General features: G+C 68.7%; 32 protein-coding genes. 23 read left to right on the top strand and 9 right to left on the bottom strand.

Annotation, left to right across the window (positions count from 1 at the left end; genetic code table 11):
• Positions 1-12 precede the first annotated feature (12 nt).
• Positions 13-651 carry an alpha/beta fold hydrolase gene (locus tag CRYAR_RS41300; RefSeq protein WP_035859101.1) on the top strand — a complete coding sequence of 213 codons (639 nt, stop codon included), beginning with the start codon at positions 13-15 and terminating at the stop codon, positions 649-651.
• Here the strand turns inward: CRYAR_RS41300 and CRYAR_RS41295 are convergent.
• Positions 642-1217 (bottom strand): pyridoxamine 5'-phosphate oxidase family protein, encoded by a 576-nt coding sequence (locus CRYAR_RS41295; protein ID WP_035859097.1) that lies wholly within the window; start codon positions 1215-1217, stop codon positions 642-644. The two genes, CRYAR_RS41300 and CRYAR_RS41295, sit on opposite strands and share 10 nt — an antisense overlap.
• 31 nt (positions 1218-1248) lie before the next feature.
• Between CRYAR_RS41295 and CRYAR_RS41290 the strand changes: the two genes are divergently transcribed.
• Complete coding sequence (locus CRYAR_RS41290; RefSeq protein ID WP_035859093.1) at positions 1249-2118, top strand: alpha/beta fold hydrolase; 870 nt, start codon at positions 1249-1251, stop codon at positions 2116-2118.
• On the opposite strand, the gene CRYAR_RS41285 is transcribed toward CRYAR_RS41290, so the two are convergent.
• On the bottom strand, positions 2069-2584 hold the full coding sequence (locus tag CRYAR_RS41285; protein ID WP_169745160.1) for a PH domain-containing protein: 516 nt from the start codon (positions 2582-2584) through the stop codon (positions 2069-2071). The two genes, CRYAR_RS41290 and CRYAR_RS41285, sit on opposite strands and share 50 nt — an antisense overlap.
• Before the next feature lie 97 nt (positions 2585-2681).
• On the opposite strand from CRYAR_RS41285, the gene CRYAR_RS41280 reads away from it, so the two are divergent.
• Genes CRYAR_RS41280 through CRYAR_RS41265 form a run of 4 tightly spaced genes read left to right on the top strand, consistent with a single transcriptional unit; the run spans position 2682 to position 4528 of the window.
• A complete protein-coding gene (locus CRYAR_RS41280) occupies positions 2682-3161 on the top strand; it encodes a GNAT family N-acetyltransferase (protein ID WP_035859075.1) in 480 nt (159 codons plus the stop codon).
• Positions 3162-3207: 46 nt separating this feature from the next.
• Complete coding sequence (locus CRYAR_RS44400; RefSeq protein WP_051571738.1) at positions 3208-3630, top strand: MarR family winged helix-turn-helix transcriptional regulator; 423 nt, start codon at positions 3208-3210, stop codon at positions 3628-3630.
• On the top strand, positions 3627-3854 hold the full coding sequence (locus CRYAR_RS41270; RefSeq protein ID WP_157018499.1) for a zinc ribbon domain-containing protein: 228 nt from the start codon (positions 3627-3629) through the stop codon (positions 3852-3854). Before CRYAR_RS44400 ends, CRYAR_RS41270 begins: the two co-directional genes overlap by 4 nt.
• Positions 3851-4528 carry a class I SAM-dependent methyltransferase gene (locus tag CRYAR_RS41265; RefSeq protein WP_035859065.1) on the top strand — a complete coding sequence of 226 codons (678 nt, stop codon included), beginning with the start codon at positions 3851-3853 and terminating at the stop codon, positions 4526-4528. The genes CRYAR_RS41270 and CRYAR_RS41265 overlap by 4 nt, the downstream gene beginning before the upstream one ends.
• Here the strand turns inward: CRYAR_RS41265 and CRYAR_RS41260 are convergent.
• Positions 4475-5044 (bottom strand): GNAT family N-acetyltransferase, encoded by a 570-nt coding sequence (locus CRYAR_RS41260; protein WP_211247892.1) that lies wholly within the window; start codon positions 5042-5044, stop codon positions 4475-4477. The two genes, CRYAR_RS41265 and CRYAR_RS41260, sit on opposite strands and share 54 nt — an antisense overlap.
• Positions 5045-5169: 125 nt before the next feature.
• Here CRYAR_RS41260 and CRYAR_RS50515 point away from each other — a divergent pair, with 125 nt between their 5' ends.
• The 4 genes from CRYAR_RS50515 (at position 5170) to CRYAR_RS50500 (ending at position 7100) form a co-directional block, all read left to right on the top strand.
• A complete protein-coding gene (locus tag CRYAR_RS50515; RefSeq protein ID WP_281174598.1) occupies positions 5170-5298 on the top strand; it encodes a hypothetical protein in 129 nt (42 codons plus the stop codon).
• A 468-nt stretch (positions 5299-5766) separates the two neighbouring features.
• The gene (locus CRYAR_RS50510; protein ID WP_281174598.1) at positions 5767-5895 is read left to right on the top strand and encodes a hypothetical protein; all 129 of its coding nucleotides are present in this window, start codon (positions 5767-5769) and stop codon (positions 5893-5895) included.
• Positions 5896-6295: 400 nt separating this feature from the next.
• A complete protein-coding gene (locus CRYAR_RS50505) occupies positions 6296-6424 on the top strand; it encodes a hypothetical protein (RefSeq protein WP_281174598.1) in 129 nt (42 codons plus the stop codon).
• Positions 6425-6971: 547 nt separating this feature from the next.
• Positions 6972-7100: a hypothetical protein gene (locus CRYAR_RS50500; protein ID WP_281174598.1), complete on the top strand. Its 129-nt coding sequence runs from the start codon at positions 6972-6974 to the stop codon at positions 7098-7100.
• A 219-nt stretch (positions 7101-7319) separates the two neighbouring features.
• Here CRYAR_RS50500 and CRYAR_RS49340 read toward each other — a convergent pair whose 3' ends face one another.
• A complete protein-coding gene (locus CRYAR_RS49340) occupies positions 7320-7469 on the bottom strand; it encodes a helix-turn-helix domain-containing protein (RefSeq protein ID WP_211247891.1) in 150 nt (49 codons plus the stop codon).
• Between the two features lie 570 nt (positions 7470-8039).
• Here CRYAR_RS49340 and CRYAR_RS41240 point away from each other — a divergent pair.
• From CRYAR_RS41240 to CRYAR_RS50495, 4 genes are all read left to right on the top strand, one after another.
• Positions 8040-8597, top strand: a complete 558-nt coding sequence (locus CRYAR_RS41240; RefSeq protein WP_035859062.1) for a hypothetical protein — start codon at positions 8040-8042, stop codon at positions 8595-8597.
• Positions 8598-8673: 76 nt separating this feature from the next.
• Positions 8674-9639 carry a daunorubicin resistance protein DrrA family ABC transporter ATP-binding protein gene (locus CRYAR_RS41235; RefSeq protein ID WP_035859060.1) on the top strand — a complete coding sequence of 322 codons (966 nt, stop codon included), beginning with the start codon at positions 8674-8676 and terminating at the stop codon, positions 9637-9639.
• Positions 9636-10457 (top strand): ABC transporter permease, encoded by an 822-nt coding sequence (locus CRYAR_RS41230; protein ID WP_035859057.1) that lies wholly within the window; start codon positions 9636-9638, stop codon positions 10455-10457. Before CRYAR_RS41235 ends, CRYAR_RS41230 begins: the two co-directional genes overlap by 4 nt.
• A 119-nt stretch (positions 10458-10576) precedes the next feature.
• Positions 10577-10705: a hypothetical protein gene (locus tag CRYAR_RS50495; RefSeq protein WP_281174668.1), complete on the top strand. Its 129-nt coding sequence runs from the start codon at positions 10577-10579 to the stop codon at positions 10703-10705.
• A 57-nt stretch (positions 10706-10762) separates the two neighbouring features.
• Here the strand turns inward: CRYAR_RS50495 and CRYAR_RS41225 are convergent, their stop codons facing one another.
• Positions 10763-11188, bottom strand: a complete 426-nt coding sequence (locus CRYAR_RS41225; protein WP_035859056.1) for a VOC family protein — start codon at positions 11186-11188, stop codon at positions 10763-10765.
• Between the two features lie 501 nt (positions 11189-11689).
• On the opposite strand from CRYAR_RS41225, the gene CRYAR_RS41220 reads away from it, so the two are divergent.
• Positions 11690-12430 (top strand): SDR family NAD(P)-dependent oxidoreductase, encoded by a 741-nt coding sequence (locus CRYAR_RS41220; protein WP_035859054.1) that lies wholly within the window; start codon positions 11690-11692, stop codon positions 12428-12430.
• Positions 12431-12490: 60 nt separating this feature from the next.
• Here CRYAR_RS41220 and CRYAR_RS50490 read toward each other — a convergent pair whose 3' ends face one another.
• Positions 12491-12619, bottom strand: coding sequence for a hypothetical protein (locus tag CRYAR_RS50490; protein ID WP_281174598.1), 129 nt, complete (start codon positions 12617-12619; stop codon positions 12491-12493).
• Positions 12620-12824: 205 nt separating this feature from the next.
• On the opposite strand from CRYAR_RS50490, the gene CRYAR_RS41215 reads away from it, so the two are divergent.
• Both CRYAR_RS41215 and CRYAR_RS41210 read left to right on the top strand, forming a co-directional pair.
• Positions 12825-13376, top strand: a complete 552-nt coding sequence (locus CRYAR_RS41215) for a hypothetical protein (protein ID WP_157018495.1) — start codon at positions 12825-12827, stop codon at positions 13374-13376.
• Between the two features lie 52 nt (positions 13377-13428).
• A complete protein-coding gene (locus tag CRYAR_RS41210; RefSeq protein ID WP_035859048.1) occupies positions 13429-13890 on the top strand; it encodes a cupin domain-containing protein in 462 nt (153 codons plus the stop codon).
• Between the two features lie 7 nt (positions 13891-13897).
• Here the strand turns inward: CRYAR_RS41210 and CRYAR_RS41205 are convergent, their stop codons facing one another.
• Positions 13898-14353 (bottom strand): MarR family winged helix-turn-helix transcriptional regulator, encoded by a 456-nt coding sequence (locus tag CRYAR_RS41205; protein WP_051571732.1) that lies wholly within the window; start codon positions 14351-14353, stop codon positions 13898-13900.
• A gap of 94 nt (positions 14354-14447) precedes the next feature.
• Between CRYAR_RS41205 and CRYAR_RS41200 the strand changes: the two genes are divergently transcribed.
• From CRYAR_RS41200 to CRYAR_RS41185, 4 genes are all read left to right on the top strand, one after another.
• Positions 14448-14909 (top strand): nitroreductase/quinone reductase family protein, encoded by a 462-nt coding sequence (locus CRYAR_RS41200; protein ID WP_084701630.1) that lies wholly within the window; start codon positions 14448-14450, stop codon positions 14907-14909.
• Positions 14910-15038: 129 nt separating this feature from the next.
• Entirely contained in the window at positions 15039-15317 is a 279-nt protein-coding gene (locus tag CRYAR_RS41195) for a GlsB/YeaQ/YmgE family stress response membrane protein (protein ID WP_035859045.1), read from the top strand.
• A gap of 122 nt (positions 15318-15439) precedes the next feature.
• Positions 15440-15922 carry a VOC family protein gene (locus tag CRYAR_RS41190; protein WP_035859042.1) on the top strand — a complete coding sequence of 161 codons (483 nt, stop codon included), beginning with the start codon at positions 15440-15442 and terminating at the stop codon, positions 15920-15922.
• Positions 15922-16551, top strand: coding sequence for a uridine kinase family protein (locus CRYAR_RS41185; RefSeq protein WP_051571731.1), 630 nt, complete (start codon positions 15922-15924; stop codon positions 16549-16551). The genes CRYAR_RS41190 and CRYAR_RS41185 overlap by 1 nt, the downstream gene beginning before the upstream one ends.
• Positions 16552-16603: 52 nt before the next feature.
• On the opposite strand, the gene CRYAR_RS50485 is transcribed toward CRYAR_RS41185, so the two are convergent.
• Complete coding sequence (locus CRYAR_RS50485; protein WP_281174667.1) at positions 16604-16726, bottom strand: hypothetical protein; 123 nt, start codon at positions 16724-16726, stop codon at positions 16604-16606.
• A gap of 218 nt (positions 16727-16944) precedes the next feature.
• Here CRYAR_RS50485 and CRYAR_RS41180 point away from each other — a divergent pair, with 218 nt between their 5' ends.
• On the top strand, positions 16945-17769 hold the full coding sequence (locus tag CRYAR_RS41180) for an SMP-30/gluconolactonase/LRE family protein (RefSeq protein WP_035859036.1): 825 nt from the start codon (positions 16945-16947) through the stop codon (positions 17767-17769).
• Complete coding sequence (locus CRYAR_RS41175) at positions 17769-19091, top strand: FAD-binding oxidoreductase (RefSeq protein WP_051571730.1); 1323 nt, start codon at positions 17769-17771, stop codon at positions 19089-19091. The genes CRYAR_RS41180 and CRYAR_RS41175 overlap by 1 nt, the downstream gene beginning before the upstream one ends.
• Here the strand turns inward: CRYAR_RS41175 and CRYAR_RS41170 are convergent.
• Positions 19084-20859 (bottom strand): AfsR/SARP family transcriptional regulator, encoded by a 1776-nt coding sequence (locus CRYAR_RS41170; protein WP_425389409.1) that lies wholly within the window; start codon positions 20857-20859, stop codon positions 19084-19086. The two genes, CRYAR_RS41175 and CRYAR_RS41170, sit on opposite strands and share 8 nt — an antisense overlap.
• Between the last annotated feature and the right edge of the window lie 33 nt (positions 20860-20892).

Below are 20892 nucleotides of genomic sequence, written 5' to 3'. Positions count from 1 at the left end.
GACCAACAGACCATGGCTACGTTCGTCTTGATCCACGGCGCTGGTGACGTCGGCTGGTACTGGCACCTCGTGGAGGCCGAGTTGCGGTCGCGCGGGCACGACACCGTCGCGCCCGATCTCCCCTGCGACGACGATTCCGCCGGTCTACCCGAATACACGAACGCCGTGGTGGCAGCGATCGGGCAGCGAACCGACCTGATCGTCGTCGGACAATCGCTCGGAGGCTTCGTCGCGCCGCTCGTCGCCCGAGAAGTTGTAGTGAGAACGCTGGTCCTGGTGGCGCCGATGATTCCCGCGCCCCACGAGGCACCCGCCGACTTCTGGGTGAACACGCGCTACGGCGACGAGGAGCGGGAGAGCTACGACGACCTGTTCTACCAGGACGTTCCGCCGGAGCTCGCCGCCGAGGCGCAGAAGCGGGGACGCTCGCAGTCGGAGGCGCGGCTGAGCGAGCCGTCCCCCCTTCAGGCCTGGCCCGACGTCCCCACCCGGGTCCTGATCGGCCGGCACGACCGGCTGCTGCCGGTGGGCTTCATCAGCCGCGTGGCGCAGGAACGGCTCGGCATCACGCCGGACGTGATCGACAGCGGTCACACCCCGGCGCTGAGCCGGCCGATCGAACTGGCGGACCTCCTGGAGAGCTACCGCTGAGGCAGCGGCACCGGCAACGCCGGGAGACCGTCGATGCTCTCGACGTTCGTCTCCTTGCCCTCGCAGTACTCCGCGAACCCGTCCTCGCCTTTGCGACCGAAGTACTCGGCGTGCAGCGTGCGCTCTTCCCGGTAGTCCATGTACGGCACCGCGAAGCCGCAGCTGTCGCTGATCCGCTCGGCCGTCACCAGGATCACCGCGCGCACCCCGACGTCGTCCGCGTCCGCCATCGCCGCGACGAGCTCGGGGAACCGGGGGTCGTCGCGGAACACCGGCTCGCCGCGCCCGTGCACGCGCACCACCGTCGGCGGACCGTCGAACGCGCACCACATGAGCGTGATGCGGCTGTTCTCGCGCAGGTGGGCGATGGTCTCGGCGTGGCTGCCGCCGAAGTCCAGATACGCCAGCCGGTGCTCGTCGAGCACGGCCAGGGAGCCGGACCGGCCCTTGGGTGAGAGGTTGACGTGCCCGTCGGCGCTCAGCGGCGCGGTGGCCACGAAGAACACCGGCTGGGCGGCGATGAACGCGCGGAGACGGTCGGTAAGACGTTCGTACTGCTTCCCCATACCTCGATCATGCCCGCGTAGCCTCGCGGATGTGGAGATCGAACGGCCCGACGGGCGGAAACTCGAGTACCTCGTAGCCGGTCCTGACGATGGCGTCCCACTGGTCATGCACACCGGCACACCGTCGGCGGCGTTGCTCTACCAGCCGATGGCCGACGCCGCCGCGCGTCACGGCCTGCGCCTGGTGCTCTACAGCCGCCCGGGGTACGCGAATTCCACGCCTCAGCCCGGCCGGACGGTCGCCGACGTCGTCCCCGAGATCGTCGCGCTCCTCGACCATCTGGGGGCCAACCGTTTCGTCACCGCCGGCTGGTCCGGTGGCGGTCCTCACGCGCTGGCCTGCGCGACCCTGCTCCCGAACTGGTGCGCGGCCGCCGCCGTCATCGCCGGCCCCACGCCGTTCGGCGCCGACGGCATCGACTGGCTCGCCGGCATGGGCGCGGAGAACATCGAGGAGTTCGGCGCCGCCGCGGAGGGCGAGGCGAAGCTGACCCCCTACCTCGAGGCCGCGGCCGCTGAACTGGCCACGGTCACCGCCGACGAGGTCGCGACCGCTCTCGGCGACCTGGTCGACGCCGTCGACCGGAACGCGCTCACCGACGACTTCGCCACCTACAACGCCGCGTCGTTCCGGGCATCCGTTTCCACCGGCATCAGCGGTTGGCGCGACGACGACCTCGCGTTCGTCAACGACTGGGGTTTCGACCTGGCCACCGTCAAGGTCCCGGTTGCCGTCTGGCAGGGCGGCCACGACCGCATGGTTCCCTTCGCGCACGGCCAGTGGCTGGCCGAGCACGTCCCGGGCGCGACCGCGCACCTCGAGCCGGCCGAAGGTCACCTCTCGATCGTGCTCACTCGCTTCGACGCAATTGTCGAGGAACTCGCGGCATACCTTCGCTGATCCGCTTCAACTCTTCCCGCTCCGCGGCCAAGGCCGCTTCCCGCTGCCGCAGCTCAGCGTCAACCTGCTCCGCCGTTCGCGGTCGGTCCATCGTGATCGACGCCAAGCGGCGAGCCATCAGCGGTTTGGTGCCGAGCGCGGCCACGGCCTCCGATCGCTCACCCTGGATGCCGATCAGTGGCACGGTCCGTCCGTCGGTGAGGCGGATGTGCACGTAGGTCCGTGAGTGGTCGAACTTCTCGACGCTCTCGACCTGGTCCCAGGCGATCCAGCGCGTCGGAAAATTGAGCCGACGCCGTTCGAACCACGACAGGCGGATGCCGACGGCGTCCACGACGACGTTTCCCCAGGTCCACGCGAGAGGTAACGCGATAGCCCACGCGCACGCGTAGACCAGCTTGGGCCAGTCCTGCCGGTACACGACCGCGGCGATGTACACCGAGGCGAGGCTGATGCCGATCGCCACCATCCACCATCGAAGGAGCCGACGCCCGCGTATCTGGTCCGCCATGCCGTCGGCGGTACCCGTTCACCGTTTCACGGGAAACTTTCGGTAGCTTCGGATGATGCGGGGCAACCACGTTCGCCTGCGCGAGGCGACCGAAGCCGACCTTCCGCGATTGGGCGAGATCCGCGCCGAACCGGAGGTCTTCGCGCGGTGGGGCGGCGAGCCCGACGACCTCACCGACGAGGACGTGCACATCTACGTCATCGAGTACGAGGACCAGGTCGTCGGCGCCATCCAGTGGTCGGAAGAAGAAGACCCGGACTACCGCCACGCCGGCATCGACATCTACCTCGACCCCGCGGTGCACGGGCGAGGCCTGGGCACCGACGCGGTCCGTACGCTCGCCACTCACCTGATCGAGCGCGGGCACCACCGTCTGGTCATCGACCCGGCCGCCGACAACGAAGCCGCGATCCGCTGTTACGCCAAGGTCGGCTTCCGCCCGGTCGGCATCATGCGCCGCTACGAGCGGGGGCCCGACGGCACGTGGCACGACGGCCTTCTCATGGACCTGCTGGCCGACGAGCTGACCTAGATCCATCGGGATTGACGATGTATCGACGCTGATCGATCGTAAGCGCGTGCACGAAACCGCAACCCGGTTCGAGGAGCTGTTCCAGGCCGTCTACCTCACCTTTCACCGCCGCGACGAGAAACGATCCGAGCTCTCGGGGGCCTCGCGCGCGGTGCTGAACCACCTGGCCCGCACCGGCCCGCTCACCGTGGGTGAGGCCGCGCTCCACCTCGACCGAGCCCAGTCGGTGGTCAGCGAAATCGTCAGCCAACTGGAGCGGAACGGGCTGCTGGAGCGCGAACGCGACCCCGCCGACCGGCGCCGAACGCTCGTCTGGCTGACGTCGGAGGGCCAGGAACGCTTGGCCCGCGACCGGGCGGTGCTCGATACCACCCGCCTGGCCGAGGCCCTCGACGCCGTGCCTGCCGACACCCGCGAAGCCCTGCTGGCCGGGATGCGGGCCCTACTCACCACCAAGGAGAAATCGTGAACTGCGAAAGCTGCGGGATGCCGATCGAGAGCGGTCCCTACTGCGAGCACTGCACCGACGCCGGCGGTGCGCTCCAACCGTTCGACGAGCGCTTCGAGCGCATGACCGCCTGGCAGGCCCGCCGCAACCCGAACGCCCCGCGCGAACAGATCGAAGCCGAAACCCTGGCCTACCTGGCCACGATGCCCGCCTGGCGGGACCACCCCCGGGTCCTGGCGCGGTGAACCGCATAGCGGCGATTCGTCACCGGTTGGCCACCGAGGGCCCACCTCGAACCATCGGACACGATTTCGAGACAGTGACTCTCCCGGCCCGCGACTGCGACCTGGTGCGAGACCTTCTGGTCGCCGAGGGCGCTCGCTCCGTCGTCGAGATCGGCTTGGCTTTCGGCAGTTCGGCTCTGGCCGTGGCTGAGGCTCTGGCCGGCGGGTCTGGTTCCCGGCACGTGATCATCGACCCGTTTCAACAGCCGGCTTTCGACAACATCGGCCGGGACCTGCTCCTGGAGGCGGGTGCCGCGTTCGATCTGGTCGAGTCGCCGTCCTCGGTGGCGCTTCCGCAGCTGCTCGGAACCAGTGTGGACGCGACATTCGTCGACGGCAGCCACCGCTTCCACGAGGTGTTCGTCGACTTCTACTACCTCCGCAAGATCGTCCGCCCCGGTGGCCTGGTGATCGTGGACGACGATTGGGCGCCCAGCGTCCGCACCGCAGTGCGTTACTACGAGCGCAACCTCGGCTGGACGGCCCTTCCCGACGCGTTCGTCGGCGGCACCCTCCGCCACCTCGACGACGATCCCGCGGCCGAGTCGGTGCCCCGCTGCCGAGCGCTGCGCCTACCCGACTCACCGTTCGAACCCCGCTTCGAAGACTTCGTCCCGTTCCAGGTCGGTGGCTAGCAACGAGTACATGACCATGTCCCGGCGGGTCCCACCGACTTCCTGCCACCCCCGAAGCAGCCCTTCCCGCCGGTAGCCGACCCTCTCGGCGGTCCGGCAGGACCTTTCGTTCCACGGCTGGATGTGCAGCTCGAGCCGGTGAATCCCCGGCCGCGCGAGGCACCATCGCGACACCAGATCGAGCGCGACCGAGGCGATACCGCGTTTGCGCTGCCGAGCGGCCACCCAGTACCCGATGCTGGCCCGCTCGTATCGCTCGAACCAGACGCCGATCTGGCCGCAGGCTTGATCGGTGTCGCACGAGGCGATCGCGAACGAGTAGCCGAGCCCGTCGTCGGCCCGAGCGCGCTGTTGCTGGAGGTAGCCCAGCGCGCCCGGTACGTCAGCGTCCGGCGGCACCGCCGTGAGCGAGGTGATGGCCGGGTCGGCCGACACCTCCCGAATCAACGCGACATCGCCCGCCGTGAAAGCGCGCACCCGCACGCCGGCGCTTTCCATCAGCTCCCCCTTCGTCACTCGACCACAGTGTCGCGAACCGAACGTTTCGGGGGTTGCGCGGCCGATCGAGCGGCGTGGGTGTTCGCGCGAAGCTAGTGGCACAGCAGGGGGAACACACACACTTACACAGGAGGCTGGACGACATGAGCGGCTGCTACGACTACGACTACAACCAGTGCAACGACTGGGACTACAACGAGTGCAAGCCGCGCCGTCGCCGCCACCACAAGAAGCGCTACAACGACTGCTGGGACTACAACCCCTGCAGCTGACGCTTTTCACCACCGAAGCCCGGAGCGCACACCGCGCCCCGGGCTTCGTCGTGCAGCGGCTCGGTGCCGGGCGGCCCGGAACGGGCCTAGCGGATCCGACGAGCCGACGCCCGAGTGATGGATCCGACTTGGTGGCACGCCGCGGTATCCGGCCGCACTAGTTCTGCCGGAGCGTTCCCCGTGCCGACTATCCGGGCAGCCGAGTCGACCCAGCGCAAGACCTCTCAAGTGCTGTTCCAGACGGGTGCGACGGTAGCTGTCTCCCGCTTCCAAGCTCGGCCCAACGAGGTTCTCGAATACCTGCAGAAGCTAGCGGCGAGCCGCTCCGAGCGTTCCGCCAAAGGCGCAGCACCACTGTTGCGAAGCGAACGTTCCAGCCGTAGCGCAGCCGATCGAGCCGACTCCAGTTCCGCGCGAAGCTATTGGCACAGCAGGGGGAACACACACTTACACAGGAGGCTGGACGACATGAGCGGCTGCTACGACTACGACTACAACCAGTGCAACGACTGGGACTACAACGAGTGCAAGCCGCGTCGTCGTCGCCACCACAAGAAGCGGTACAACGACTGCTGGGACTACAACCCCTGCAGCTGACGTCTTTCGCGGAGGCCCGGAGCGCGTATTGCGCTCCGGGCCTTTGTTGTATGCCTGTGCGCATGACCTGACTCGGGCTGCGCTGCGGGAACGGCGGATCCCGTGCACTTGCCGGCAACGCTGCGATCAAGTCGCCCGGCGTTGCGGCCAACGGGCCTACCAGCAGCGCGAGGTCGTCGGACGCTGTTGCAACCGTTTCAAGCAGTTCCGTGACCGGCCATCCGCTACGCCACACGGGCGGAGCCGAAGCCGCGGGCCGGGGCTGGATCTTCGTCGTCTGACCACAGTGTTCGGAACCGAACGTTTCGGGGGTTGCGCGGCCGATCGAGCGGAGTGGGTGTTCGCGCGAAGCTAGTGGCACAGCAGGGGGAACACACACTTACACAGGAGGCTGGACGACATGAGCGGCTGCTACGACTACGACTACAACCAGTGCAACGACTGGGACTACAACGAGTGCAAGCCGCGTCGTCGTCGCCACCACAAGAAGCGCTACAACGACTGCTGGGACTACAACCCCTGCAGCTGACGTCTTTCGCCGTCGAGGCCCGGAGCGCACATCGCGCTCCGGGCCTTTTCGTGTCGTGCGCAGTTCTTCCTGGTACCTCAACCAATCGACTGGTCGACCGCCGGCAGATCCAGCCGCCAGTCGTTGCTGCGCATGAACCGGCCCGGCGGGAACTCGAAGTCGCATTCACCGACCAACTCGAACCCGACTCGCCGACACACCGCGTTCGACGCCGGATTCCCTACCGACGGAAAGGCATGCAACCAACGAAGCCGACCAGACCCGGCGGCATGGGCCGAAGCAGACGCCCTCATGCCCGCGCCAACGCCTCTACCTCGACGAGTCGGTCGTCATACCCGAGCACCGTCACCCCCGCCAAACGGCCAGACGCCGCGAGGCCCGACGGACTGATCAGCTCGTGGGTGCACTAGCGGGCCACCTTCGTCAGGTGACCACAGTGTTGGGAGCCGAACGTTCCAGCCGTTACGCGGCCGATCGAACCAGCCACCGATCCACGCGAAGCTAGTGGCACAGCAGGAACACACAAACTTTCAGGAGGATGGACGACATGAGCGGCTGCTACGACTACGACTACAACCAGTGCAACGACTGGGACTACAACGAGTGCAAGCCGCGCCGTCGTCGCCACCACAAGAAGCGGTACAACGACTGCTGGGACTACAACCCCTGCAGCTGACGCTTTTCACCAAGGCCCGGAGCGCACATCGCGCTCCGGGCTTTGTCGTGCCAGCGGGCCGATCGCTGAGCCCAACATGCTGTCGGGGGTGCTTGGGGACTCCGCCACTACCCGCCCGTGCTCGAACGCCTCCGGGGCGCGCGCCGATCGGCTAGCTCACCGATCCCTGTTCCAAGTGCCTTCGTCGACGACAGCAACGCCGAGCCACTCTTGAACCGGCTACCGCCCGAACCAGCGCTGATACCGCTGCGCGTACCAGGTCGGTGGCTCGCCGAACATGCTCTTGAAGTCGCGGATGAAGTGGCCATGATCGGCGTAGCCGAGGTCCGCCGCCAGCGCGGCCCACTCGATCGCCCCGCCAGCGACCATGCGCAGTCACCTCGTGCAGGCGGTAGCGGCGGATGACCCACTTGGGCGCCCGGCCGGAACGCGACGCCGAAAACGTGGTCGCGGGCATCGAGGACCGGGAGGCGGTACTCGCTGCACACACCGTTGACGTCCGCGCGGCCGCGGCTGACGACAGGTGCACGTTCGGTACGGCACCCAGCCGACGCCATGGCCGCAGTCGCCCCCACCAATGCCGACGACCAACTCGCCAACAAGACTCCGAGCACGGAGTACGACGTTCGGGCGCTGGTCAACCATTTCCTGCTCTGGGGCGCCGGGCGCCGGCCGCGAGGAGCCGTTCCGCAGCCGGCACCAGCGGAGTCCGCGTAGACCTGACGACCGGCGCCTAGCGTGGTCGCCTGCTCGCCCCGCTGGACGGCATCACGTCGTCGTGGGCGCCGCCGAGCGCCTGGGAGGGCGGGTACACCCCTAATGCTGCCCGCGCCCGTCATGGGCGACATGATCGTCGGCGAGCTGGCCGTGCACGGTTGGGACCTGGCGGTCGCGTGCGGTGGCTTCGACGTCCTGGCCGACAATCGCTGAGGTGCCCGAATGCCCGAGACCTTGGCCGCGGTAGCCCGCGTACCCGAGTCCGCACCGGTCGTCATCCGGGCTCATCGGTGGCGGTACGCGGCGGTGGCCGGTGCCACTGCGCTGGTGCTCCCAGGGTCCTTTTCCGTGCCCTTCACCGCCTTGCTCCTCTTCGCGCACGACCCGTCCCCCGGGTTCTGGGTACTCGCGGTCGCGCCGCTGGCCGCTGCGGTGGTTGCCACGGTGGAGGCCACGGTTCGGGCTGTCCGGGCCGGGCCGACCTTTGCGGCCGACACCACCGGTGTGTGGATCGGGCCAATGGTTCGCCTTCGCAGACGGGCCACTATCGCCCCGCCGCTGTTCGTGCCGTGGGAGTCGGTGGCCCGTATCGCGCCCGGTCGGCGGGCCATCACGGTGAAAGCTCGTCCCGAGCAGGTGAATTGGCTCGGGTCCGAAGCGTCCCGGCTACTGTTCCGGACCGGCGTATCGGTCGCGGCCTCCTACGAGTTCGGAGTCAGACCGGACGAAATGCTGGAACGGCTGGAAGAGCTCGCCGCTGGTCGCGCGCCGATCGGCTAGCCGGCTGACAGCAGCCGCTCAGGGCTGACAGCGTCAGGACAGCGTCGTCTCAGCGCCGACCACCAACGTGTTGAGCATGACAACCGACCTGGTGATCGAGGCCGAGGGCCTCGTCAAACACTTCGGCTCCACCAAGGCCCTCCAAGGCGTCGACATCGCCGTTGAACGCGGCACCATTCTCGGCGTTCTGGGTCCCAACGGAGCCGGCAAGACCACTGCGGTCCGCATCCTGTCCACGCTCCTGCGCCCCGACGGCGGCCACGCCCGCATCGCCGGTTTCGACGTCGTCCGCGACGCCGAGCGCGTCCGGGAAGCGATCGGTCTCACCGGCCAGTACGCCTCGGTCGACGAGGACTTGACCGGACGTCAGAACCTGGAGCTTTTCGGCGTTCTGCTCGACCTGGGCAAGACCGGAGCACGCCGACGCGCCACCGAGCTGCTCGAGTGGTTCGACCTCACCGACGCCGCCAACCGGGCCGCCAAGACCTACTCCGGTGGTATGCGCCGCCGCCTCGACCTGGCCGCGAGCCTCGTCGGCCGCCCCGACGTGATCTTCCTCGACGAGCCCACCACCGGCCTCGACCCGAGCAAGCGCGAAGACATGTGGAACGTGGTGCGCACGCTTGTCCGCGACGGCTCCACCGTCCTCCTGACCACCCAGTACCTCGAGGAGGCCGAGGCGCTCGCCGACCAGATCACGGTGATCGACCACGGACTCGTCATCGCGCACGACACCCCCGAGGCGTTGAAGCGTGTCGTCGGCGGCTCGACGCTCGAGGTCCGCCCGTCGAACGCCGCCGATCTGCCGGCCGCTGCCGACATCCTCAACGAGATCTCCGCCGGCACCCCCGCCGATCAGATCCGCAAGGGCGTGCTCGCCGTGCCGGTCGCGTCCGACGAGGCGATGACCGTCGCCGTGGCCCGCCTCGCCGCCGCACGCATCCCCGTGACCGAGCTGTCGCTCCACCTGCCCAGCCTCGACGAGGTCTTCTTCACCCTCACCGGCCGCCCGGCCGCCAACACCCAGGAGGCCGCGGCATGACTGCGACCCTCACCAGCCCCGACGTCGACCGCTCCGCTCCCGCGCCCCGCGTGCGCCGACCGTTCCGCCTGGTACGACACTCGCTGGCCCTCACAAAACGCAGCCTGATCAAAACCTGGCACACGCCGGAAGCATTGATCGACGTGACGATCCAGCCGGCGATCTTCCTCGTCATCTTCGTCTACATCTTCGGCAAGTCGGTCTCCGGTTCCACCGAGCAGTACCTGCAGTTCCTGCTGCCCGGCATCCTCGCTCAGAGCATCGCCACCGGCGCGATCGCGATCGGCGTCAACCTCAACACCGACCTGGAGAAGGGCCTGTTCGACCGGTTCCGCTCGTTGCCTATCCCGCGGTCGGCGCCCCTGATCGGTGCGGTCGTCGGTGACGTCGTGCGGTACGTGATCGTCGCTATTTCGACGCTGACCGTCGGCTACATCATGGGATTCCGGATCGAGTCGAACCCGCTCGCCGCCGTGGCGGCCTGCCTGCTCGCTGTGCTCTTCGCGCTGTCGCTCAGCTGGGCGTCGGTGTTCGTCGGGATGGTGGTCCGGACCAGCGGAGCGGTGCAGGGAATCATGTTCCTCGCCGTCCTGCCGCTGAGCTTCGCCTCCAGCATGTTCGTGGGTGTCTCCGCGCTGCCCGGCTGGCTGCAGGCCTTCGTGAAAGTCAACCCGATCACGCACCTGGTCGAATCGATGCGTGCCCTGTTCAACGGCACTCCGGTCGGCAACCACGTCTGGTGGACGCTGGTCTGGTGCGTCGGCCTGGTCGCGGTCTTCATGCCGCTGGCCCTGCGCGCCTACCGCAAGAAAGTGTGAGCGGCGGAGTGTTCGCACGCGAACGGTGGCGGCGTCAGGACGGCGATCGAGCCCGGCGTTGATCCGCGGGAGTCTATTGGCACCGCAGGAACAACCCGATTTCTTGGAGGAACGGCGACATGAGCGACTGCTACGGCTGGGACTACAACCAGGGCAACGACTGGGACTACAACGAGTGCGAGCCGCGTCGCCGTCGCCACCACAAGAAGCGGTACAACGACTGCTGGGACTACAACCCCTGCAGCTGATCATTCGTCCGCCGAGGCCCGGAGCGTTCATCGCGCTCCGGGCCTCGTCTCTGCGGGCTACGGCCGCTCGTGACAGACCGCCTCGAGGTTGATGCCGTGCGGATCGAGCACGAACGCGCCGTAATAGTCGGAGTGGTACTCCTCGTGCACGGCGGGCGGGAGGAGCTCCGAGGCTCCCGCGGCCAGCGCCGCCTCGTGGAAGGTCACGACGTCGTCGCGGGTGTCGACGGTGAAAGCGACGTGCATGTTCGTGCCGACCGTCCCACCGTCGATGAGCCAGAAGTACGGCTTGACGTCGGCCAAGCCGAAACCGGTCATGGCCGTCGGCTGGTTCGGCGTGGCGTTCGGCGGAATCTCCAGCATCTTGCTGATGCCGATGCTGGCCAGCACCGGCTCGTAGAAAGCCTCTGCGGTGGCCAGGTCCGGCACGGCGAGGTTGAGGTGGTCGATCCGGGAACCGGCTCTGCTCTTCGGTGTGGTCACCGGCCCACCCTGACGCCCGAAGCGGACACCGAGTGGCCGCAATAACGACGAGACGCACCGCGCCCGTGCGCCTACTGTGGATGACATGACGAGCACGAACCCCTGGCGTTTCTAGCAACCGTCGGCTGATCCGAGGCAACGCCCGCGGCCGGCGACGTGGGACGGCGATGCGCCGTGCCATCCGCTGACGAAGGGTTCCTTCACTGTGCTCTCGCTCGTCCCCGGCGCCCGTGGCGTCGGTCTGTCGCTTCAGATCTTCGAGCCGCGGTGGCGTCGACAAACGGCCGTGCTCACCGCGCAACGTTCCCGCGAGCTGGCCGTATGGGCGCCCCCCGCGCCCAGCCGGCGGCCCAGCCGGGCTCGGACGGAGCGCCGTCGTGTGCCCCTCCCACGGCATCGGCGGCGTACCGCGTCGGCGCGGCGCCGGCGTCGGCACCCGGACTGAAACTCGACGTCCGTTTGACGCCAGCATCCTTCGACGTCGCTCGCCAGGCTGTTCGCATGAACGAGTTGACGAACAAGGTCGCGTTGGTGACCGGCGGGTCCCGTGGCATCGGTGCCGCGATCGCCCGCCGGCTCTCGGAGTGCGGTGCCGACGTGGCACTGACCTACGTACAGGGCTACGACCAGGCCCACGCGGTGGCCTGCGAGATCAAGGACACCGGGCGACGGGCGATCGCCATCAAAGCCGACGGCCGGAACGTGGACGAGGTGACGGGCGCGGTGGATCGGACCGCCGAGATGTTCGGCCGGTTGGACATCGTGGTCAACAACGCGGGTGTCTTCACTGTGGGCCCGGTCGACGATCTCGGGGACGAGGAGTTCGCACACACGATGGCGGTGAACGTGCAGGCCCCGTACGCGGCCTCGCGAGCGGCGCTGCGCCATCTGAAACCGGGCGGCCGGATCGTCACGATCGGCAGCAACGTGGCCGAGCGGACGACCTTTTCCGGGTTCACGCTCTACGCGATGAGTAAGACGGCACTGATCGGGATGACCAAAGGGCTCGCGCGGGAACTCGGTCCGCGAGAGATCACGGTGAACCTGGTGAACCCGGGTCCCACGGACACGGACGCCAACCCGGCGGACGGACCGAACGCGGAGGGCATCCGATCGTTCACCGCACTCGACCGGTACGCGAAAGCCGACGAGATCGCGAGCGTGGTGTCGTTCCTCGCCAGCGACGACGCGCGTTACGTGACCGGAGCGTCGATCTCTGTTGATGGCGGCTTCACCGTGTGATGTGGACGCAGGGAGGCCCGGAGCGCGGGGTGTGCGCTCCGGGCCTCCCTGTTCGGTGGTTCAGCTGCAGGGGTTGTAGTCCCAGCAGTCGTTGTACCGCTTCTTGTGGTGGCGACGACGACGCGGCTTGCACTCGTTGTAGTCCCAGTCGTTGCACTGGTTGTAGTCGTAGTCGTAGCAGCCGCTCATGTCGTCCAGCCTCCAAGAAGTTTGTGTGTTCCTGCTGTGCCACTAGCTTCGCGCGAACAGCCACCCCGCTCGATCGGCCGGGCAACCCCCGAAACGTTCGGTTGCGAACACAGAGGGCCGTGTACGACCGCTCCCCGGTCAGTACTAGGTTGTTCGCACTGTGTGGTCGAAAGGGGACCGAGCGTTGATCAAAGATGGACGTCCGGTGCAAAACAACCCAGCCGGGGTGTTTCTTCTCGTGCTTCTCGTCATTGGAGGGTTCTGGCTGGTCGGTTCGGCCAAGGACCTTGCCGGCAGCGCCCCGGAGTCGGTCGAGGTGCTCTGGGCCAAGCGCGGGGCCGAGTTGGTGCCGGGGTGCGCCGACGCCCGGGTAGCGGGGGAGCCGCTCGCCGGCGACGTGACGGGTGACGGGGCGTTCGAGTACTTCGTGACGCTGCACTGCGGCGGCTCGGGGGGCGGTACCGACAACGTGCTCGTCGTCGACTACTGGGATCCGGGTAGCGCCGAGTATCTCGGCACGGTGACCGGGACGCTGCCGGTGCATCTGCAGCGCGGTGGCTGCGTTCACCCGGACGGTCGGGCGGTGACCCTGATCGGTCGGGTGCTCGCGGACGGCGACCCCGCCGATCGGCCCAGCTTCGTGGTCAAGCAGACGGCTACCTGGAACGGCGAGTCGTTCACGCTCGGTGCCGCCGAGCGGAGCGCTGCTGCGGCGCCCGGGTACGGCCCGACGTTGCCCGGCTGCCGGCGGGTCTGAGTGGGCCGGATTGGCCCAGGTACGGAACTGCCCGGGTGTCGATGATCGGGGCATGAGTCAGCTCTATCTCGCGCAGCCCGAACAACAGCAGCAACTCGAATGGCTCAACGGCGGCACGCTCGGCATGCTGCTCGATGGCAAGGCCAGCGACGGCCAACTGATGATCGGGCGCTTCGACGTCTCCGAGGGCGAAGCGCCGCCCTATCACCTGCACACCCGGGAGGACGAGGTCTTCCTGCTGCTCAAAGGCACGGCCCTGGTCTGGTACGACGACCAGGAGTACGAGCTCGCCGAGGGCGGGATCGTCTTTCTTCCGAAGAACGTCGCGCACTCGTACCGGATCACGTCGAAGAAGGCGGATCTGCTGATGATCAACACGCCGGCCGGCATCGAGGGGATGTTCCGGGAGGCCGGACGTGACCGGTCGACGCCGCGGCCGGAGGGGTTCTCGATCAAGCCGGATCCGGCGGCGGCGGAGCGGTACGGCAGCGTGATCGTCGGGCCGCCTCGCTGATTCGGCCTCAGCCGGCGGCGGTGGGACACGAACCGCCGCACGTGCCGGGAAAACCGCCTCCGGCGGCGATGTCGGAGGCGACGCGTTCGAAGATGCGCCGGTCATCGGGTGCGACGTCGTCGAGCAGGTCGGGGAGCTGTGACGTGATGTCGACGTAGAGGGCGTCGACGATCTGCTGGCCCAGCGGTGTGGTGCTGAGCGTGACGGCCCGGCGGTCGTGTGCCGGGTTGTCACGCTGGACCAGGCCGCGCCGCTCGATGCGGTCGACCAGGCCGCTGAGGCCGGGCCGGGCCAGCCCGAGCAGACGCGAGAGTTCGGTCAGGCCACGCGGCCGGTCTTTGAGCATGCACAGCAGTTGGGCCTGCGCCGGGGTGAGGTCGTGGACGGCGCAGATCTCGCTGTAGCGACGGTGGATCAACGCCGCGAGGCCCACCAGTGCGGCTCCGGCTCCGTGCTCGTGCATTCCTGGACTTTAGCTTGCGAAACTTCGCGCCGCGAAATAGTTTGTTCGCGACGCGAAGTATCGCGATCCGAAGTAGCGAGCACTGGAGGACCCCGTGGCCTTTGACACCCGGAACGGCACCCGTGGTGCCCGGCAACCCCGGGGGCGCCTGTTGATCTGGGCGAACCGGCTGATGATGCGGCGGATCCGCCGGGGAAAGGGTGGGATGCGTGGGGGTCAGGCGCTCGTGCTGAGGACGGTCGGCGCCAAGAGCGGGGAGGAGCGCGAGTCGCCGCTCGCCTGGTTCCCGGGGGAGGGCGACAGCTGGCTGGTCTGCGCGTCCGCGGCGGGGGCGCCGAAGAACCCGGCCTGGTACTACAACCTGGCGGCGCACCCGGATCGGGTGAGCATCGACGTCGACGGGCGGAGGGTGCCGGTGACGGCCGAGCAGTTGCACGGGGCCGAGCGGGAGGCGGCGTGGCAGAGCATCACCGCGAGCGCACCCGGGTTCGTCGACTACCAGGCGAAAACGGACCGGGAGCTGCCGATCATCCGGCTGACGAGCCGAGCGGAATGACCGCGGAGGGGTGCCGTTAAACGCACCTTCTGTTACGTCACAACTCGTTTGGCTTCTTTGTCTTCGGGGGGACTCCGTGTCTGGGTCGCCGCGAACCACTGCGGCGGGAGACAAGGAAGGTAGTGCGCCGTGACCATCGCCGGCATCATTTCTGCGCTGCTCGTGGGTCTGATCATCGGAGCGCTCGGGCGTCTGGTCGTCCCGGGTAAGCAGAACATTCCGATCTGGCTCACGATCGTCATCGGCATCGTGGCCGCGCTGCTCGGAACGGCGCTCGCCCGTGGGGCCGGTGTCGCCGACACCCGCGGCTTCGACTGGATCGAACTGGTCTTCCAGATCGTGCTGGCCGCGGTGGGCGTCGCCCTGACCGCTGGCTTCTACGGCCGTCGCGGGCACCGCGTTCACTGATCGAACGCGTCGCGAACCACCCCTGGGTGGGTTGGCAGAAGGGCCGGCCGCATCGCTGCGGTCGGCCCTTCGCCATGTATTGCGGCCAGTTTCTGTCCTGAAGAGTCCTTAGCGTCGTCTCCATGGCCACCAAAGCGATTCCCGACGGGTACACCAGCGTGACGCCGTGGATCATCTCCCGCGACACCGCGGCGGTCATCGACTATCTGAGCGCGGCGTTCGACGCCGTCGAGCTCGGGCGGGTGGTCGATCCGAGCGGGAGGATCGGGCACGCCGAGGTTCGCATCGGCGACGCCATCGTGATGCTGTTCGACGGTGAGCCGAGTTGGCCGGCGACGCCCGCGTTCCTCCGGCTCTACGTCGAGGACGCCCATGCGGTGCAGCGTCGGGCGGTCGCGGCGGGAGGCGTCGCGATCTCGGACGTGACCCACCTGGCGTTCGGCGACCTGGTCGGGCGGGTGCGTGATCCGTTCGGCAACGTGTGGTGGCTCCAGACCCATATCGAGGACGTCACGCCGGAGGAGATCGGGCGCCGGTTCGGTGACCCGCAATTCATCGCCGCGATGGAGTACATGCGTCGCCCCGAGACGGCATTCTTCACCTGATGCGACTGCACCCGGGAGAGATCGAGGCCGGCGGCTGGCGGGCGACCACCGCGCCCGAGGTCGTGGAGCGGCTGCGTGCCGCCTCGCCCGGTGTCGTGGGCCGGCCGCGGGTGATCGGGGTCGACGGGCGGGGTGGCGCGGGCAAGACGACCCTCGCCGAGCGGTTGGGCGACGCGGCCGGCCACTCTGCGGTCGTGCACACCGACGACGTCGCCTGGAACCACGCTTGCTTCGACTGGGGCGGCCTGCTGCTCGAGCACGTCGTGAAACCTCTGCACCGCGGCGAGGCGGTGCGTTTCCGCCCCGAGGCCTGGGCCGCTCACGGCCGGCCCGGAGAAATCATGGTTCCGGCCGGGTGCGACTTCGTCTGGATCGAAGGCACCGGCATCGTGCGGGCCGAGCTCGCACCGTGGCTCGACGCCTCGATCTACGTCCAGGGTGACCTCGATGAGCAGGAGCGGCTGCTGGTCGCCCGCGACGGCGACTCCCCGGAGCACCGCGAGCAGGTCGCGCGCTGGCTCGACGAGGAGCTGCCGTTCCTGCGGCGCGAACAGCCCTGGGCGCGAGCGACGCTCGTCGTCGCCGGGCCGCCGGGCCCCGACCTCCTGGTCGCGCCGCCGACCGGCTGAAACGACTCCGGCCCGGAGCGCGATCGCGCCCCGGGCCGGTCCGGCTAACCGCTCAGCTGTGGCCCCAGCCCCAGTTCTCGTCGCGGTGCTTGCGGTGATGGCGCCGACGCCGACGGTGCTTGCCGTGGTCGTCGTGGTGGTCCCAGTGGCCGTGGTCGTCGCGGTGGTGGCTCATGGTGTTCCTCCTGTTGTTGGTGTGGCTGTGTGCACCACAAGAGTCGCCTGGATCAACGTTCCGCTTGATCAGTGGCCCAACGGTTGGAACGTTTCACTCCTAACACTGTGGACAGTGACTTATGCGATCAATGTTCGCGTCACGAACCGAATGAACTCCGCCCTCCACCACCCGTCGTCGCTGGTGTGACATGGTTGAACAAGCAACAACAACGCGCCTTGCTGGCACATCAGGACGTCCTCTACGACCCGGTACCGGTGACGACGATCGCCGAGTGGCCGCCAGGCACTTTTCCGGAGAACCTCGCCGCCGCTCCGGACGGCAGTTGGCTGGTCACCTTCCTCAGCCACAACCGCATCGATCGCGTCCACCCGGACGGAACGATCACGGTCTTCGCGACCCTGCCGGCGATGCCGCTGGGGATCGCGGTGATCCAGGACGACGCCTACGTCGTCGCCGGCAGCATCGGCCAGGACAACTGGCGGCTCTATCGCATTTCGCTGGCCCACACCGGCGCCGAGCTCGTCTGCAAGCTGCCGGATCTACGGCTGGGCAACGGGCTGGCCGCGAGCGGCCGCCACCTCCTGGTCGTCGACTCGTACGAGGGCACGATCACGCGGATCAACCCCGAGAACGGCGCGCACGCGGTCTGGATCGAGGACGAACTGCTCAAGAGCCCGTACGACACGCTGCCCGGCGTCAACGGCATCGTCGTCGAGCAGGACGACGTCTACCTCACGAACACCGCGCGTTCGCTGATCCTGCACACGCCGCTCGTCTTCCCGAACCTCTCGGTCGTCGCCGAGGACATCGTCGGGGACGACTTCGACCGGCACCCCGACGGCAGCTTCTACGTCGCCACGCTCGTCTACGACAGCGTCGTCCAGATCCGTGGTGACGGCAGCCGGCGCGATGTCGTGCGTGACCTGCCGAGCACCACCGCGGTGGCGATCGACCCGGCGAACTCCGACTTCGTCCTGGTGACGGCCGCCGGCGACGAAACCACCCCGGCCAGACTCGTCCGATTGCAGGTGAACGGCTGATGAGGGACGTGCTCGAGCGATACATCTACCGACCCGTCGACATCGAGTACGAGGTCGCCTGCAAGACCTGGGCGCTGGCCGCCGACCTCAAGCCCGCCGCCGTGGCGTTCCCCCGTTCGGCCGCCGAGGCTGCCGTCGTGGTGCGGCTGGCCACGAGCGAAGGGCTGCGCATCGCCCCGATCGGCACCGGTCACAACGCGTACCCGTTCGACGGCCAGGACCTCAGCGACACGGTCATCGTCCGCACCGACCACCTCAACTCCTACCAACTCGACCCCGAGGCCGGCATCACGCGGGTCGGCGCCGGAGCGGTCTGGGGACCGCTCGTCGACATGGTCGGCGAGCACGGGCTGGCCGCGCTGCACGGGTCGGCGCCCGGCACGGGGATCATCGGTCACACGCTCGGCGGTGGGATCGGCTGGTACAGCCGGGCGCTCGGCCTGGCCGCGAACACGGTCACCGCGGTCGAGTTGATCACCCCGGACGGGAGTCTGGTCCGCGCCGACGAGGACCACGAAGGTGAGCTCTTCTGGGCTCTGCGCGGCGGCGGTGCGGGCAACTTCGGCCTGGTCACCGCCATCGAGATGCAGCTGCAGCCGATCCGCAGCGCCTACGCCGGAATGCTGGTGTGGGATCTCCGCGACGCCGAGCGGGTCCTCCCGGTCTGGGCCGACTGGGCCGAGGACGCCCCCGACCTCGTCACCACCGCGTACCGGCAGGTGCAGTACCCGCTGGTGCCCCAGCTGCCGGAGCAGCTGCGCGGACGTCGGCTGGTGATCATCGACGGCGCGGTGCTGGGCAGCGACGAGGAAGCCACCCGCATGCTCATGCTGCTGCGCGCGCTCAAGCCGAAGTGGGACACGTTCGCCCGGGTACCCGCCCGGTCGCTCGCCCGGCTGCACCTCGAACCGGACGAACCGTCATTCGGGGGTGTGCGCTCCGCGCTGCTGTGGGACCTGCCGCCCGAGGGCGTCGAACGGCTGCTCGACGTCTCGGTCGACGACTCGCTGATCCTGACCACCGAACTACGTCAGCTCGGCGGTGCGCTGCGGCGTCCCGCGCCGGGCGGCGGTGTACTCAACCGGATCGACGAGCAGTTCCTGCTGCTGGCCGGCGGCGTGAGCGTCGGCGGCCGGGCGAAGCGCACGATCGAGGCGATGAAGCCGTGGTCCAGCGACCGCAACTACCTCAACTTCACCCAGCAGGCGGTCGACCCCGCCACCGGATTCGACCCCGGCGCCTGGCAGTCGCTGCGGCGCATCCGCCGGAAGAACGACCCGTTCGCGGTGTTCCGTGCCAACCACGAAATACCGGTCATTTGACGAGGGACTCCACATCCGACAGCGAAGCCGCCAACGCGTCGTACTGGTCCGCCTCCCAGGCGCCCGGCGGGTGCTTGCCCAGGTCGTCCAAGGTCAGCAGCAGTTGTGGACGCTCGACGGCGAGCCAGTTCCGCGCCTGCACCGCGTCGTCGAACGTCATCGGGGTGACCCCCGCTTCGAGCGGCTCGATCGAGCGGGTGTCGCCGCTGATCACCGCCGCCGCGGCGGCCAGGCTCGCCCGGTAGCACCCGAGAAGGCGCCCGCGTGCTTCCCGCCTCGAAGCCTCGGTCTCGCCCTCCATGCACACCTCGTAGGAGAACAGACAGATGAGGTCGTGGGCCCGGTACCGCCCGGGACTCGGCTGGTCCAGCAGCCGGACGTCGATCAGCTCGTCGGTCACGTGCTGGGCCTCGCTCATCGGCACGCCGCACACGCTCGCGGTCAGCTGCATCGAGCCCTCGTAACCACGGTGCACACCCGCGAGCCGCACCGCCCGCCGGGCCGGTTGCGACAAGGTCTCGTACGACCAGCGCAACGTCGCGCGCACCCCCACGTCACCGCCTTCGAGAGCGGCCAGGCGGGACGCGCTCGCGCGCATCTCGTCGGCCACCACGCGCGGAGTGAGCGACGGGTCGGTCAGCAGGCGCGCAGCAACGATGCTGAGCGCCAGCGGCAACCCACCGCAGTACCGCAGGATCTCGTCGACCGCGGTCTTGTCGACGGGCGGACGGATCCGGCGCAGCAGCATGGCGCGCGCCTCGGCGTCGGACATGACGTTCAACGCGACCGGCATCGCGCCCTGCGCCACGACCAGCCCGGTCAGCCGGCTTCGGCTGGTGACCAGGGTCAGCGAACCGGGGCCGGGCGGCAGCAGCGGGCGGACGTGCTCCTCGTCGCGGGCGTTGTCGACGATCAGCAGCACCCGTCGGCGATCGAGCAGCGACCGGTAGAGCGCCACCCGTTCGTCCGCGCTCGCCGGCATCTCGTCGGCGGGGACACCGAGCGCGGTCAGCAGCGGCAGCAGCGCCTCCCCGGGCGGGATCGGCCGGCCCTCCGGGCCGAAACCGCGCAGGTCCACGAAGAGTTCCCCGTCGGGGAACCGGTAGGCGTTGGCGCGCGCCCAGCGCACCGCGAGCGTCGTCTTGCCCACCCCACCCATGCCGTGGACGACGACGATCGCCGCGTCCGGCCGATCGGTGGCGAACGTGTCGATGTGCTCGACTTCGGCGGCGCGACCGGAGAACGTGGTCAGCTCGGCGGGCACCATCGCGGGGCGGACCGCCGGGGCCACCTGCATCGCCTGGTCGTCGGACCGGAGTATTTCCAGGTGCGCCTGGCGCAGGGCGGGGCCGGGGCCGATACCGAGCTCGTCGGCCAGACGCTGACGAAGTGCCTGGATCGTGCCGAGCGCCTCGGCGCGGTGACCGGCCGCGGTGAGGCAGCGGGTGAGCGCGGCGTGCAGCAGTTCGTTCAGCGGGTCGGCGGCGACCGTGGCCCGCAGCACCCGGAGCAGCTCGTACGAGGGCTCGGCGCCGGTGTACGCGGCGGCCACCTCGGCGGCCTGGATCGCCACCTGCGAGCGCTCGGCGTCGATCGCCCGGAACACCGTCGCGGCCTCCACCGACGTCTCGATGTCCGCGGCCGCCCGGCCGTCCCACAGCGCGAGCGCTTCGGTGCGCAGCACGGTGGCCCGTAAGGGATGCGTGGTTTCCCTCGCGCGCCGAACGAGTGCCCGAAAGTGCAGGAGATCGCACTCGTTCTCGTTCAGGACGAGCCGGTACGCGTTGCCGGTACGCAGCAG

The sequence above is a fragment of the Cryptosporangium arvum DSM 44712 genome (genome assembly GCF_000585375.1).
GTDB lineage: Bacteria > Actinomycetota > Actinomycetes > Mycobacteriales > Cryptosporangiaceae > Cryptosporangium > Cryptosporangium arvum.
The sequence above is the reverse complement of the archived record's forward strand: the minus strand, read 5'-3'. Positions and strand labels throughout refer to the sequence as shown.